Genomic DNA, 13,900 nt, shown 5'->3' with positions numbered 1-13,900 from the left:
TCTCGGTTTTTTTATGGGGCTACATTAAAAAAAACAGTCGCGCAAAACAGCGCGATACTAAAAAACGTAATCAGACAAAAGAGCTAAGCTATGACCCTTAATTTTTCAGAACGAGCAGATCAGCTCACAGACCAACTTCGAATCATTGAACACGAGAGCCACGACAGCGACGAGCTTTTTTATTGCGCCTATATTCTGGGGTTATTGGGACTGCATAGCAGTGTCGAAGGCGACGGCAGCCTCACATTTGATCAATACTTCTATAACGAACTACAAGCCACTATTTCTGCAGAAAACCTGACAGAAGAAGACAGAGCTGCTATCAACACGTTATGGAAAAAAGTAACCACCTAGAAAACAATATGTTCTACTTCTTTACAATAGTTCCGCTGTAAATGTAGAAATTACTGGAAAAGAAAATGTCGATCTCACAACTTCTGTCATTGAACTGTAAAGGCAGTTGCACGAGCACATAGCTCCCCCCAAAATCCAGCCATGCCTTGTGCTTTCAACTCGTTGAAGGCTCAAATGTGTACAGGTGAAGGCGTCACTTTGATTGGCGATTATCCAATTCGACCTTTTTTACAAAAAGTGTCATCAAATTGCGATATAACGTTGTCTAAGTACGATACGAAAGCACAAGGCAAATTACCAAACTGAATTACTGCTTCAATTTCTCTTTATTAGAGATGCAGTTGAAAAGCTACAATTTGCCCCAATTAAAGCTCTAAGATGCTTCGATGATTAGAAGTAACATCCACATAAGTAATGGAACATTTTTATGAAAAAAACGATTATTGCGGCACTTGTCATGTCGTCCGTTTCCTTTGCAAACGCAGAAACTACAACTGACTTAACTAGCAAAGAACAGAAGTTGGGATATGGTATTGGCGCAGCGGTAGGTGGTAATGTTGCACAGAGCTTCAATGATACTGAAATTGACATCGACGCATTTATCGCAGGTTTTAAAGATATCTTCCAAGGTAATGAGCCTCAAATGACTCAGGAAGAAGTTCAAGAAGTCATTCAAGCATTCCAGCAAGAAAAAATGGCTCAAGTCCAAGCAGAACAAGCAAAATTAGCGGAAGAACAAAAAGCCAAGTCTGACGCTTGGTTAGCTGAAAAAGAAGCTGAAGACGGTGTTGAGAAAACAGAATCTGGACTACTGTATAAAGTCATTACTCAAGGTGATGGTGATAAACCAGCAGCAGAAGACACTGTAAAAGTTCACTATGCAGGCACATTAATTGACGGTACTGAATTCGACAGTTCTTACAAGCGTAATGAGCCAATCTCGTTCCCTCTAAACCAAGTCATCCCTGGCTGGACGGAAGGCTTGCAACTTATGTCAGTCGGCTCCAAGTATGAGCTTTACATCCCGTCCGACCTTGCATACGGCCCTGGTGGCACAGGACCGATTCCTGCAAACTCTGCACTTAAGTTTGTAGTTGAGCTGTTAGATATTGAGAAGCCGGAAGCGCCTGCGGAAGAAACGAAAGCAGAGTAAACTCTCTATAAGGGTTTTAAGTAGAGAATAACCTCAGATGGGGTTGTTTTTTTACTTATGAACTGAGCATAAAATCGACAGAATAAAAGCTCTGCTGAGCTTTTATTCTGTCGTAAGCACTAGAAAAGTATAACACCCTTTCTTAGGATATCTCGAAAAATATAGTTAACAGAGTTGCCATTACTTGTACTAGTCTAGTCCAGACCTGACAGCTACCTCATTTTGAGCCGATGTCTGTCAGTTTAGATCTGGATTAAATTCTTTTCTGTCCAGATCACTTTTCCATCAAGCAATGTTTCCAGTAGCATCCTTCCACAACATATTTTTCCCTGATGAGTTCAGTCATTATTGTAATAGACCATCCATTCGTCCAGATCTTTTTGCACTGCTTCTAGACTATCGTAGAGCTTCTTGCGAAACGTCACCCGATAAAGTTTTGTGGAACCTCTCACAGATACCATTGGTTTGTGGCGACATGGCTTTTGTCTTGGTGTGATCTATATCATTAATAGCAAGATAAAGCTGATAATCATGCTGCTCTACTCGACCATAATATTCAGTTCCTCGGTCTGTTAAGATACGAAGCATTGGTAATTCATTACGTTCAAAATACGGCAATACTTTGTCATTTAAAATATCAGCCGCCGTAATCGGCGTTTTCGTTGTGTACAGTTTTGCAAACGCCACTTTGCTGTAAGTATCAACAAAGGTCTGTTGGTAAATTCTGCCAATTCCTTTGAGATTACCGACATAAAAAGTGTCTTGAGAGCCCAGATAGCCTGGGTGGGCGGTTTCTATCTCGCCACAGGCGATGTCGTCGTCTTTCTTTTTCTCACGCGCTGCGACTTGAGCATCCGTCAGTACAATACCTTCTTCTGCTACCTTTTTCTCTAAGGCTTTGAGGCGTTTTTTGAAGTTTTCTAAACTATGTCGGAACCAAATTGAGCGAACGCCACTGCCGGATACGAAGAAGCCTTTTTTACGAAGCTCATTACTGGTTCGATGTTGGCCATGTGCCGGTTCCGCAACGGCATAATCAATGACCGCTTTTTCCGTTACTTCATCCACTCTGTTTTTAACATTAGGTGTTCGTCTAGATCGGTTGATTAACGCATCCAGATTGCCATCTTGTGCGACGATAAAACGTATCTCGTGAAACGCCCATGACTTTACAGGCTTTTGAAACATTTCCCAGTTCTTCAGCAAGATTGAGTAACCTGCTTTGTGTTTAATGATTGGGTTGTTAGTATGGAACATAGAGAGTTACCTTTTTGTTTGTTTTGATTTAAAGATTCGACACCTTTATCAAAACGGGTAACTCTCTACCTTTCAAGTAGAATTGTCAGATCAAGTCGAGACTAATACACATAAGGCTGTTAACACCAAGCGACTTTGTCGTATCTTAATTACCAAGCAATTCTGTCGTAATTGCTAATTACCAAGGGAAACTGTCGGTCTCTTTTTTACATGTTTGTTAGTGTTCTTGTTTTTGAATACTAGAGGCATGTTGAGGATGATTGTGATGGATTCTAAAGCTCAACTCACCGTTGATATAATTCTAAAGTTGTTGAGGGTAGAATAACAATTGCTAGCGCCGCTAAGTTACTCAGTAAATCTAGACGCACCATTGAACGTTATGTAAAACGCTATCAACAAGTCGGTATTCAGTTTGTTGTGCATGGTAATAGTGGTAAGTCACCTCCTAATAAAATGCCCACGTCGATTAAAGAAACCGTTCAAGACTTAATCAAAGACAAGTATTTTGATTTGAATTTACTGCACTTGGCCGAACAATTAGCCGAGAATGAAAACATTGTCGTAAAGCGCGAAACCTTGCGTGGTTAGGCGCACGACATTCATCATGTAAAGCGAGCTAAGCGTAGGCGTGATGTAGCCCGTAAACGCAGGGAGCGGATGGAAGCGCCCGGCTTGATGATGCAAATGGACGGGAGTCCGCATCTCTGGTTTGGCGACAAAAAACACTGTTTAATTACTATGATTGATGACGCGACCAGTGAAGTGTATGCCGAGTTCTTCCCCTCTGAACCACAGTGGGCTGCATGAAAGTCATGCGAGATTGCATTGAAACAAAAGGCGTTTTCAAAACGCTTTATGTGGATAGAGCAGGTATCTTTGGTGGTTCAAAACGCTGCAATTTCTCACAAATGCAACGAGCATGTGAAGAGTTAGGCATTGAAATTATCTTTGCTAACTCACCGCAAGGAAAAAGCCGTGTTGAACGTGCGTTTGATACCTTCCAAGACAGATTGGTGCCAGAGCTTAGACTCAACAACATCAACGATATTGCAGCGGCAAACGCGTACCTAAAACACATATTTATCCCTCAGTTCTGGCAGTCCCAAATCCAAGTGAAATCAAAATGCCTTTACGCTTACAGACCAAGCTTATGTTTCTCAAGCAAATGACGGAAGTTCGTGATGGTTGTGTGATCAGGAATGGTAACCTCTAAAGACAAGTCAGCGAATAAACGCATAGAGGTTATCTCATACAGAGCATCTTCCATCGCGGGATCACTTATGTCGTACCTGCTTCCGGGTAGAAGGGCTCTATTTGAGCTTCGAGTTTTTGCCATGGAGTCCGCTCATTCATACGATCCAGAAAAATTTCTTTGCGGGTTTTGCAGCGTTTGCTGGTGAGTTCGGTATCTGCGAAGGAGAATTGGTTCATGCTTGATTAGGGATCTTAGTTGACTTAAGTCAGTGAGATTGTTTCATATTGCCGACTTGTTCGCAGGTTCCCTAGTGGATATGGGATTGGTATAGCAGTGCTGTTTTTAACTAGTTTTTTGTTCTTTTTTTAACTACGTCAAACTTCGTAAACAAGATAAAGTCCTTTTTTAGATTATGCTAATCTACTTTCTGTTAATGTTGTTTGTTTATTTGTCTTGAGGATTGGCATGCCAGAGAGTTAGATCGGTGCGCAAGGTTTTTGTTGGTTCTTACTGTTAGTTCGCAATGGCCCTCGCGTAGTATTGTTAGTTAGAGTGACTATAGGTTCATACGATTACAGCGGGTAGCGGGAGAGAATTTTCTCATCACGCTAGGATTGTAGAAGTACTGGATACAAAAGTCTATTTTGCCGATCCTATAGTTCTTGGGAAGTGTGGCGTCAACGAAAATAGTAACGGTCTTTTAAGGAGCTATGTGCGAAAAGGCAAAAATTTAATGGAGATTGAAGATCGCATGATTCACTGGAAGATGATACGAATCAATTATCACCCAAGAAAGTGTTTAGGATTCAAGCAGCCAACGCTCGTATTTAAATAGATGTTCTTAGCGGCTTGAAATGAAAAGTGTCGCACTTTGAGCTTGAATTCATGTGTATGTATTTCCAGTAGCTTTTTTCTGGGCGATCACAAGGAGGATTAAGCTAGAGGAGGAATGGAGAAGGTTAAATATCGAAAGAGTAGGTGGCCGAAACCTACTCTTTATATGTCGCCTAAGTACTATAACCGTTGGGGTTATGGCTTTGCCAGTTCCACGAATCGCGACACATTGCATTGAGGTCCAGTTCAACTGACCAGTCTAGTTTATCTTTTGCTTTATTTGTATCTGCATAGAACTCTGCAATGTCCCCAGCGCGGCGCGGCGCAATTTCGTAAGCGATCGTTTGATTGCTCGCTTTTTCAAATGCTTTCACTACATCTAATACGCTGTAACCTTTTCCTGCACCGAGGTTATAAGCTTCTATGGAATGGGGTGTTTGTAGGTTTAACTTTTCCAATGCTTTGATATGGCCAATCGCAAGGTCAACGACATGAATGTAATCTCTGACGCCAGTTCCGTCTTGTGTTGGATAGTCTCCTCCAAAAATGCTCAATTTTTGTCGTTTACCAACAGCAACTTGAGCAATAAAGGGCATTAAGTTATTTGGGATGCCATTTGGGTCTTCTCCAATTAATCCACTCGGATGTGCTCCCACTGGGTTAAAGTAACGCAATAGTGATATGTTCCAGCGTGGGTCGGCATTAAAGATATCCTGTAAAAATTGCTCGATCATTACTTTTGTACGACCATAGGGGCTGGTGGATGATAGAGGGAAGTGCTCAGCATAAGGACTTGGGTTGTTCTCTCCATAAACAGTAGCCGATGAACTGAATACGAAGTTAAATACCCCCGCATTTTGCATGCATTCTAACAGTGTTAAGGTGCCAGTTAGATTGTTGTTGTAGTAGGCAATCGGCGTTTTTGTGGATTCCCCTACTGCCTTTAAGCCAGCGAAGTGGATTACACTGTCTATTGCGTGTTGCGCAAAAACTTGGGCAATCTCGACTTTACTGAGGAGGTTGTATGGGTAAAAGGTGACAGTTTTGCCAGTAATCTGCTTAATGCGTTCAAGGGATACTTTGCTAGAGTTTATTAGATTATCGACAACGATTACATCGAAGCCGCGTTCGAGTAATTCGACGCAGGTGTGGCTGCCGATAAACCCCGCACCGCCGGTTACCAATACTGTTTGCATACCTTACTCCTTTTTTGATGCAAGGGATTTTAGCATGATTGGTAGAATAGGCAGAAGGTCTTAGATGATTGTATTTTTTGATCGCCATCTGTTACGGAGGCGATAGTAGAAATACTGATGTTGTCCTCTTAGCAGCTGAGGGAACTATTACATTATAAAGGTAGATAAAATATTAACTTGCACTCTACACATGAGAGCTTCTTATCTATAAAATGCTTCGATATTTTTAAGGATGTACATATGTTGTGGGCTAAAAAAGGGGTATGGTGGCTGGCTGGCTTGTGTTTAGCGTTGTCGTTGGTTGTTTCAAATGGCTATAGTGTCGGGTCGGCTATCTTGTTTCTAATATCTCCATTGATCTTTGTTTTTTCAAGGTTTAATTTGTCTCGGCAGGATAAGTTGTTAGCGGCTGTTTTTGCGTTGTATTTTGTATTGATGATTGTGTTTATCTATCTAGATGGCTGGCATTACCGTGAGCTAGATCGGCCTTCTCGTTTTCTCTTAGTTCTTCCAGTATTGTATTTGATGCTTTATTGCTACGGGCCGCGTATTGCTTTGTGGGTTGGGTCTATGTTGGGAGCTTATGGTGCTGTAGTGGTCGCTGTTTACGAGCGCTTTGTATTGGATCTTCCCCGTGCCAGTGGTGGTGAGCACCCGATTATGTTTGGTGACACCTCAATGCTATTGGGGGTGTTAAGTGCAATGGCTACGTTGTATTTTTTTTCTAAACGGCAGTTTTTGTATGTTGGATTGGCGGCATTGGCGTTTTTTTCAGGAGTGATGGGGTCTCTGTTATCTGCTTCTCGTGGTGGCTGGGTGGGGTTGCCATTGATAATGGTTTTTTTGCTATGGCAAAGTCGTGATTTGCTTGGAAAAAAATTGGTGATTGGTATATGTCTATTGGGAGTTATGGGTGCAGTTACTATATGCAACATACCTAAGTTAGGAGTATCTAATCGGATTTATGAGGCGGCACATAATATTGAGATGTACCTCCAAGGTGATTCTAACACTTCGGTTGGACTTCGATTTGAAATGTGGAAGGCTTCTGTATATATGTTGGCAGACTCGCCTATATTTGGTGTAGGTGAATATAGTTCAAAAGAGTTTAAACAAAAATTGTCTGACGAAGGTGTTATTACTCAAATTACGGTAGAGTTTGATCATGCTCATAATGAATACCTTGATGCTTTAGGTCTACGTGGTTTGGTGGGTTTTTTGGCCTTGATGGCCGTGTATTTAGTACCGCTTCGTTTGTTTTTAGCTAAGATGCGTGAACATCAAGATAATTGGAATATCAAAGCCTACGCTATTGGTGGAGCATTAATACCGATGAGTTATATGGATTTCGCACTGACTCAATCTATGTTTAGTCACAATATTGGTGTGATGATGTATGTGTTTCCAATTGCGTTTTTCTGGGCTGCCACGCGTTGGGCAGAGAAAGAGGCAAAAGGAGAAGTATAGTTATTAGTTCATGAATAAAAGGCCAAGCAATTTTCTTGGCTTTTTTAGGTAATCTGTATGTTCCGTCCTGAAATAGGTTTACACCTAGGAGACCTATTTCAGGACGAGACAGTATATGGCAATCTAATTTTGAGTAAGGGTGAAAGTTTTTTTGGTCGAATAAGTTATCGCCTTATGTGTATTAGTGTGATTACCAAGGGATTGTGTCGGTCTAATTACCGAGCGACTTTGCCGTACACAGCATATCAGCCAGTTTTTTACTGGCTATGTTTTATGCCGATTCTTGCGACCTTTCAACTCTCAGTGCCGTGGTATTCATATTATTCCTTAGCCATATACTGCGCACGCCGCCAGCGCTGATATCAACTCCAAGAGCTTCCGTTAGCTTCATCGCAACTTTCTGCTGTCCGAGATGAGGATGTTCAATGGAGAATTGAACTACTGCGCTCTCAATAGCCATATCCACACAGTTCTTATGCCGTAAATCAGGCGTTTCTTGCCGCTTTAACGCCTCTGGACCTCCTTGTTTGACGAGTTTTAAGTGTCGATAAATCATGTCTCGAGATACGCCGCTTTGACGCGATGCTTCACTCACATTCCCTAGTTTTTCAACCAAAGCCAGTACCTCTAGTTTCTTTTGAATTTCCAAGTCTTCTTTCGTCAGTTTACTTGGCTCGTTGACCTCTGATACCTTGAGTTGTCGACCCGCAAAATGGGCGGTGAAGCCTTTCTCGCTGGTATTTCTGATTTCGATTTTCTGATGGGTAATGGAATGCTTAAGTGGTGAATCAATTGTAAGCGTTCGGCAAAGCACACATAACAATCTGATTTCGGTTTGCCTAGAGTAATGATTTCTTTGGTCTACGGAATCATCACTCTATGTTTACATCCTCTCCCCAAGTTTCTATTACCTTGATTTGTGGCCCAACCGACATGCGTAAAGCCATTGATGGCTTATGTGACGTGGTGGCCTATGACCTAGAGCAGGACCCCTGCTCTGAGCACTTATTTGTCTTCTGCGGTCGTACTCGTAATAAACTCAAGATTTTACAATGGTCTGCTAATGGTTTTTGGCTACATTACAAACGACTTGAAAAAGGCACATTTAAGTGGCCAGGGATTGAGGATAATAAATTATCGATTCGCATCTCTGCTCGACAGTTGAATTGGCTGCTTGAAGGTCTGCCGATTGATCTGGAAGGTGCCCATCCTGAATTAATTTATCGCTATCATGGCTGTTAATTGCCGTGAGTTTGGTATAATCCATTACCATGAAACACGACCAGATACCTTACCAAACGACGTTGAATCCTTGAAAAAGCTGTTGCTTGAACAGCAAGCATTATTGAGTCAACAGGTATCTGAGATAAGTGAAAAAGACTCCCAGCTCGCTCAGTGGCAATCCAAGTATCAAAACATTCTAGAGCAATGGCGTTTAGCTCAGCAGCGACAGTTTGGCACAAGCTCCGAAGTCATGCCAGGTCAAAGAGACTTGTTTGATGAAACATCGGAAGATGAACTTGACTCGCAAGTGGACGATGAACAAGAAAACCGTCCGCCCGCTAAAAAGCGAACTCAACCTAAGCGTAAACTCCTTCCAAAAGATCTCCCTCGTGAGACGGTTGTGTTAGATATACCAGAAGAAGAAAAGGTCTGTGATGGTTGCCAGGGCGAGCTGCACAAAATGGGCGAAGACAAGTCCGAAAAACTGGAATTTATTCCTGCTCAGCTTAAAGTCCTTGAAACGGTACGTCCTAAATACGCTTGTCGACACTGTGATCAGTCAGGTACACACAGCACCATCAAACAAAGAGAACCTGAACCGAGTATGATCCCAAAAGGGATCGCAACGCCCAGTCTTTTAGCACAGATCATCACAGGCAAGTTCCAATACAGCCTCCCCTTGTATCGACAAGAAACGCTCTTCCAGCAGTATGGGATTGAGCTAAAGCGTAGCACCATGTCCAGTTGGATGGCGACGAGCGCCCAAGTACTGCAAGGGCTTTATCACTTATTACGACAAGTTATGCTGCAACAATCGGTGCTTCATGCTGATGAAACCACGCTTCAAGTCATCAAAGAAAAGCGAGGGAGTTGCTATATGTGGGTCTATTGCAGTGGTAAAGACAGTCCGGACTTCAACTCGCCGATTCCCAATATTGTTTTATATGACTTCCAGCCTTCTAGAGCCGGTGCATGTCCAAAGAACTTCTTGTCTGGTTATAACGGCTATTTACAGGTGGATGGTTATGCCGCTTATGAACAAACAGAGGCGACTTTAGTCGGATGTTGGGCACACGCTCGTCGTAAATTTACCGACATCGTCAAGACCACAGACAAAAAGAAAACGGGTAAAGCTCAGCTTGCGCTTAGCAAGATCCAAAAGCTCTATGCCATCGAATCCGTTGCCCAGCAAAAAGAGACAAAAGAAGAAGCTTACCAGCATCGACTTAAGCACGCCCCGACAGCGCTAGAGGACTACAAAGCTTGGCTAGAAAAAGAAAGTAAAAGACTTCCACCAAGTAGTACTATTGCCAAAGCGGTACAGTACAGTCTCAATCAATGGGATAAACTGATCCAATACCTTAAAGCCCCCGAACTTCAGTTGGACAACAATCGTGCGGAACGAGCGATTAAGCCGTTCGTCATTGGGCGTAAAAACTGGCTGTTTGCGAATACAGGCAATGGCGCGAAAAGTAGCGCGGTTCTCTACAGTATTATCGAAACCGCGAAAGCGAATGGGTTAATCCCTTACGAATACTTAGTGACGTTGTTTGAAGAACTTCCGAAGCGCAATGTAGAGGACAGCCTAGAAGACCTGTTACCTTGGAGTATTAAGCTCTGAGATAGAGGCAAGGTGTGATTGCCCGTACGCTTACGGATAAACCGAATCGAGAGGGCGAGCTTGCCACTCAACAACTTGTTCTAAAACAGCATCAGTGACTTTAGCTATTAGACTGGCGGAGATATAAGCATCGTACATTTCTTTGAAGGTTGCGACGATTTCTCGGGTAGTCATTCCTTTGGCATACAAGCTTAAGATCTTGTCGTCCATCGATTGGAATCGAGTTTGATGCTTACGAACGATCTTGGGTTCAAAGGACGCGTCACGGTCACGAGGGATTTCTAACTGGATCTCACCATCGTCAGTAATTAGGCGTTTAGATGAGTAGCCATTTCGACTGTTACTATCGTTGGTCGGCGAGTGTTTTTCGTAGCCAAGGTGATCATCAAGTTCAGCATTTAAAGCTGTCTCAACCGTCACCTTGGTTAACATTTTCCTGAAGTCATCAAGATCCGAAGACGTCTTAATTGACTTAGCGGCTTCGCGAGCGAAGGCTTCTAAAGCTTTCTTATCCATATTGCTTATCCTTAGCCATGACTGGCTTAATTATAAGCAGATACACAATTTAATTTCTTTCCGGGTCACCAAAAATTACTTAAGGAGCTTACCGGTTTTCATTTTAGGTATGAAATTGGTTATACTCTAGTATGGATATATAACTCTTAAGTATCTCAACTTAAAAATGCAGCTTATCTTATGCTGCATTTTTATCAATAAAACCTTTCAAAAAAGTTAATAATATAATTTTTATATCTAGCCAGACAGACCAATTTTCTATGTAGTAAAGATCTAATTCTATTCGTTTTTCAAGGTCAGTGTCACCACGCCAGCCGTTAATTTGAGCTAAGCCTGTAATTCCGGCTTTAACCATATGTTTTTGCATATACCCAGGAATTTCGTGCTTAAACTGATTGACAAAAACTGTACGCTCGGGCCTTGGCCCTACAATAGACATATCACCTTTTAGGACGTTGATAAATTGCGGTAGCTCATCCAAGCTAGTCTTACGAAGAAATGCGCCAATAGTTGTTACAGACATACTTTTAGCTCCTCCCCATTTAACTCCATCTTTTTCACTATCGACAGACATAGATCTGAACTTAAGCATATTAAATGCTTTACCATTCCAACTTACACGTTCTTGTTTATAGAAAACAGGTCCTGGAGATGTTAGTTTCACAAGAAAAGCTAGAATAAACATAATGGGCGAGATGCTAAGTAAAATAATGCTTGCAATAATTTTATCTTCAATAGATTTTATTAAGCGGTTTTTACCTTCCATCATTGGGGATGTGGTGACGTTGATAATAGGGAGCCCTGCAACCTCAGTCATGGATTGGTTTAAGAGTCTAAACCCGAATAAGTCTGGCACTACTCTTATAATGGCGGAGGACGAGCGAAGTGCTTTTTGCACATTTTGCATGGTTTTAACTTCACTCATTGGGAGAGCGATCCAAACTTGATCTATTTTATGATCTATTACTAGCTTTTCTAGTTCCTTTATTTCGCCTAGCACATTTATTTTTTGGTCAAGGTTTAATTCTATTTTTGCTTCTTTCTCTGTCACAAAGCCCGCTACTGACAAACCAATATTTGGGTTAGTTATTAGTTTTTCAGCCGCTTGTTTTCCAAGCTCGCCATTACCAACAATGAGTACCCGTCTTACATTAAAGCCTCTTTCTCGCAAAGCTCCCAATGTTACTCTAAGACTGTAACGTGCACTAACCACCAGAACTAGTGCCGTGCTGAACCATGCGAATGTCCACTCTCGAGAGTAGGAATCGGATGATTGTGTAATGAAAGCACTAAAGATAAGCAAACCGAAGGTTAAGATATTTGCTATAATAACGGTTTTTAGTTCAGATAGAAATGCAGTTCCTCGCCACCCCCTATAAGCGCCTAATGAAGTAAATGTAACTTCTCCTATTAGTAACCCAAGCAGAAGTGCATTTTTATAGCCTCGTGGTAAATCAAAGCTATTGTTGAACCACCAAAAGCATAGTAGTCCAGATAAAACTATTGCGATCGCATCCATAATCCGAAGGGAAATTCCGATTGAAGCACTATGCTCTTTTAACGCGTGACCTGTTTTCATTTTTTTCCTATGTATTTGTAAATACTAGTCTGCAAGCCTATTATCATAAGAAACAAGTAATTTGTTCTAGGGCTGTTGTAACGATAGTGTCTGAAGTCTTTTGGTCGTTTGTTTCACTATAACACCTCAATTCGGGTGCATTGCCTGATTGGCGAAGATGAATAATCATATTATTAGATAATTGCATTCGGAGGCCATCCACCTCATTTAAGCTTCTAATACTAACTGTTTCATTAATACCAATTAGATTTAAAAGCTTACACTGATCGTTTGTATTTTGTATCAAGCCAGAAATTATATTTTGAGATTGCTCATTTGAAATATTTTTTATGCGGTCGCTAGAGGTGAAGCGCTGAGGAAGCCTGTTAACAAGTTTTCTTATCGAGATTTTATTTTCAACCGAAGATGCCAAAATTGTTAAGATTGGCAGTATTGAGTCTCTAGTTGCTAGGGGGTTTAATTGCGCTCCGTTTATTTCAAAATTACTACCGATTAGGACCCCGCCATTTGCCTCGTATCCTACAACACTAGAGCCGGCTTGCTTAGCAAGTTGTTCCATGCCTTCGAGCACATATGGTGAGCCGATGCGGGTACGAAGAGTTTTTAGGTTTGGGCTAGAAAGTTCTAAGGCTGTATTTGCATTTATAGGGCAGCTTATATGTGTAGCTCCCAGATATTGAGATACTAGTATTCCAACGATATCGCCACGTAGCCAATGTCCGTTTTCATCACTGATAAGAGGTCTGTCTCCGTCCCCATCAGTAGATACGATGGCATCCAAGTTATGCTCTTCTGACCAGTTTAGTGCCTTAATTTGATCTTCTTTTGATACTGCTTCGGTGTCAATCGGTACAAATGTACTAGTGCGTTCTAATGAGATTACTTCAGCGCCGAAGTGAGACAATAAAGACTTTATTATATCTCTTGCGACACTTGAGTGTTCGTAGACCCCAATACGTTTCCCTGCTAAAAAGCTCTTAGGAAAAATTGATGTATACCGTTCTTTGAATATTTTTAACGCTGCAGTATCAAGGGGGTAGTTTTGTTTTGTTCTCTTCTTGAGCGAGTTATTATCAATGAGAGGGGATGATAAAATTATCTTTTCGTGGGCTTTGGTAATTTCACCTTTTGGGGTATAAAACTTAAAGCCATTTCGGTCGAAAGGTATATGACTTCCCGTTACCATGATTGCTGGGATTTCTAGGGTCATTGCAAAATATGCTAGTGCAGGGGTTGGTAACTTTCCACAGTAGATGATATTTATACCCAAGTCTTCCGCCGCTGACATTATAGCTTCAGCAATGGAAGTGCTACTTGGCCTTAAGTCTATGCCAATTGCAATGCTCTTTGCTGTAGGGCATACTAATGTAAGAAAAGCTCTAGTATATTCGTAGCATATAATAGGAGATAAATTTTCTACCAGTGCGCGTACGCCACTTGTTCCAAAATTTACTTCGTTGTTCTTACTAAGTTCATTCAATGTCGTCATATCAAGTACTCTTTA

9 protein-coding genes and 5 pseudogenes are annotated in these 13,900 nt (G+C 41.6%); 7 read left to right on the top strand and 7 right to left on the bottom strand.

The genetic code is table 11. From position 1 onward, the window contains the following. Positions 1–90 precede the first annotated feature (90 nt). Both MARME_RS03265 and MARME_RS03260 read left to right on the top strand, forming a co-directional pair. The gene (locus MARME_RS03265; RefSeq protein ID WP_013659840.1) at positions 91–354 is read left to right on the top strand and encodes a YfcL family protein; all 264 of its coding nucleotides are present in this window, start codon (positions 91–93) and stop codon (positions 352–354) included. A gap of 427 nt (positions 355–781) precedes the next feature. Further along, positions 782–1,507 (top strand): FKBP-type peptidyl-prolyl cis-trans isomerase, encoded by a 726-nt coding sequence (locus tag MARME_RS03260; RefSeq protein WP_013659838.1) that lies wholly within the window; start codon positions 782–784, stop codon positions 1,505–1,507. 242 nt (positions 1,508–1,749) lie between these two features. Here the strand turns inward: MARME_RS03260 and MARME_RS03255 are convergent. Beyond that, positions 1,750–2,764 (bottom strand): annotated as a pseudogene (locus MARME_RS03255) (IS481 family transposase). A gap of 256 nt (positions 2,765–3,020) precedes the next feature. Here MARME_RS03255 and MARME_RS03250 point away from each other — a divergent pair. Beyond that, a pseudogene (locus MARME_RS03250) lies at positions 3,021–3,888 on the top strand (ISNCY family transposase); the annotation flags it as partial. Positions 3,889–3,908: 20 nt separating this feature from the next. Here MARME_RS03250 and MARME_RS21760 read toward each other — a convergent pair. Next, positions 3,909–4,195 (bottom strand): annotated as a pseudogene (locus MARME_RS21760) (transposase); the annotation flags it as partial. 326 nt (positions 4,196–4,521) lie between these two features. On the opposite strand from MARME_RS21760, the pseudogene MARME_RS22935 reads away from it, so the two are divergent. After that, positions 4,522–4,794: pseudogene (locus MARME_RS22935) on the top strand (IS30 family transposase); the annotation flags it as partial. 172 nt (positions 4,795–4,966) lie between these two features. Here the strand turns inward: MARME_RS22935 and galE are convergent. After that, positions 4,967–5,989 (bottom strand): UDP-glucose 4-epimerase GalE, encoded by a 1,023-nt coding sequence (gene galE, locus MARME_RS03245; RefSeq protein WP_013659837.1) that lies wholly within the window; start codon positions 5,987–5,989, stop codon positions 4,967–4,969. 240 nt (positions 5,990–6,229) lie between these two features. On the opposite strand from galE, the gene MARME_RS03240 reads away from it, so the two are divergent. Continuing rightward, the gene (locus tag MARME_RS03240; protein ID WP_013659836.1) at positions 6,230–7,456 is read left to right on the top strand and encodes an O-antigen ligase family protein; all 1,227 of its coding nucleotides are present in this window, start codon (positions 6,230–6,232) and stop codon (positions 7,454–7,456) included. Positions 7,457–7,727: 271 nt separating this feature from the next. Here MARME_RS03240 and MARME_RS03235 read toward each other — a convergent pair whose 3' ends face one another. Beyond that, a complete protein-coding gene (locus MARME_RS03235; protein WP_013659834.1) occupies positions 7,728–8,270 on the bottom strand; it encodes a helix-turn-helix domain-containing protein in 543 nt (180 codons plus the stop codon). A gap of 65 nt (positions 8,271–8,335) precedes the next feature. On the opposite strand from MARME_RS03235, the gene tnpB reads away from it, so the two are divergent. Both tnpB and tnpC read left to right on the top strand, forming a co-directional pair. Further along, positions 8,336–8,698 carry an IS66 family insertion sequence element accessory protein TnpB gene (gene tnpB, locus MARME_RS03230; protein ID WP_013659833.1) on the top strand — a complete coding sequence of 121 codons (363 nt, stop codon included), beginning with the start codon at positions 8,336–8,338 and terminating at the stop codon, positions 8,696–8,698. Then, positions 8,688–10,301 carry an IS66 family transposase gene (gene tnpC, locus MARME_RS03225; protein WP_013659832.1) on the top strand — a complete coding sequence of 538 codons (1,614 nt, stop codon included), beginning with the start codon at positions 8,688–8,690 and terminating at the stop codon, positions 10,299–10,301. Before tnpB ends, tnpC begins: the two co-directional genes overlap by 11 nt. Positions 10,302–10,334: 33 nt before the next feature. On the opposite strand, the pseudogene MARME_RS03220 reads toward tnpC, so the two are convergent. From MARME_RS03220 to MARME_RS03210, 3 genes and pseudogenes are all read right to left on the bottom strand, one after another. After that, a pseudogene (locus MARME_RS03220) lies at positions 10,335–10,817 on the bottom strand (IS256 family transposase); the annotation flags it as partial. 178 nt (positions 10,818–10,995) lie between these two features. Then, positions 10,996–12,396 (bottom strand): undecaprenyl-phosphate glucose phosphotransferase, encoded by a 1,401-nt coding sequence (locus MARME_RS03215; protein ID WP_013659830.1) that lies wholly within the window; start codon positions 12,394–12,396, stop codon positions 10,996–10,998. Between the two features lie 43 nt (positions 12,397–12,439). Next, the gene (locus MARME_RS03210; RefSeq protein WP_013659829.1) at positions 12,440–13,885 is read right to left on the bottom strand and encodes a phosphomannomutase; all 1,446 of its coding nucleotides are present in this window, start codon (positions 13,883–13,885) and stop codon (positions 12,440–12,442) included. Between the last annotated feature and the right edge of the window lie 15 nt (positions 13,886–13,900).

Origin of the sequence: Marinomonas mediterranea MMB-1 (assembly GCF_000192865.1) — a bacterium.
In the GTDB taxonomy this organism is placed as follows: domain Bacteria; phylum Pseudomonadota; class Gammaproteobacteria; order Pseudomonadales; family Marinomonadaceae; genus Marinomonas; species Marinomonas mediterranea.
The sequence above is the reverse complement of the archived record's forward strand: the minus strand, read 5'-3'. Positions and strand labels throughout refer to the sequence as shown.

Excerpts from the sequence above, each read along its gene's own strand:
- MARME_RS03215 (WP_013659830.1), bottom strand. The coding sequence starts at position 12,396 with ATGAAAACAGGTCACGCGTTAAAAGAGCATAGTGCTTCAATCGGAATT.
- galE (WP_013659837.1), bottom strand. The coding sequence starts at position 5,989 with ATGCAAACAGTATTGGTAACCGGCGGTGCGGGGTTTATCGGCAGCCAC.
- MARME_RS03210 (WP_013659829.1), bottom strand. The coding sequence starts at position 13,885 with ATGACGACATTGAATGAACTTAGTAAGAACAACGAAGTAAATTTTGGA.
- MARME_RS03240 (WP_013659836.1), top strand. The coding sequence starts at position 6,230 with ATGTTGTGGGCTAAAAAAGGGGTATGGTGGCTGGCTGGCTTGTGTTTA.
- MARME_RS03265 (WP_013659840.1), top strand. The coding sequence starts at position 91 with ATGACCCTTAATTTTTCAGAACGAGCAGATCAGCTCACAGACCAACTT.
- tnpB (WP_013659833.1), top strand. The coding sequence starts at position 8,336 with ATGTTTACATCCTCTCCCCAAGTTTCTATTACCTTGATTTGTGGCCCA.
- MARME_RS03260 (WP_013659838.1), top strand. The coding sequence starts at position 782 with ATGAAAAAAACGATTATTGCGGCACTTGTCATGTCGTCCGTTTCCTTT.
- tnpC (WP_013659832.1), top strand. The coding sequence starts at position 8,688 with ATGGCTGTTAATTGCCGTGAGTTTGGTATAATCCATTACCATGAAACA.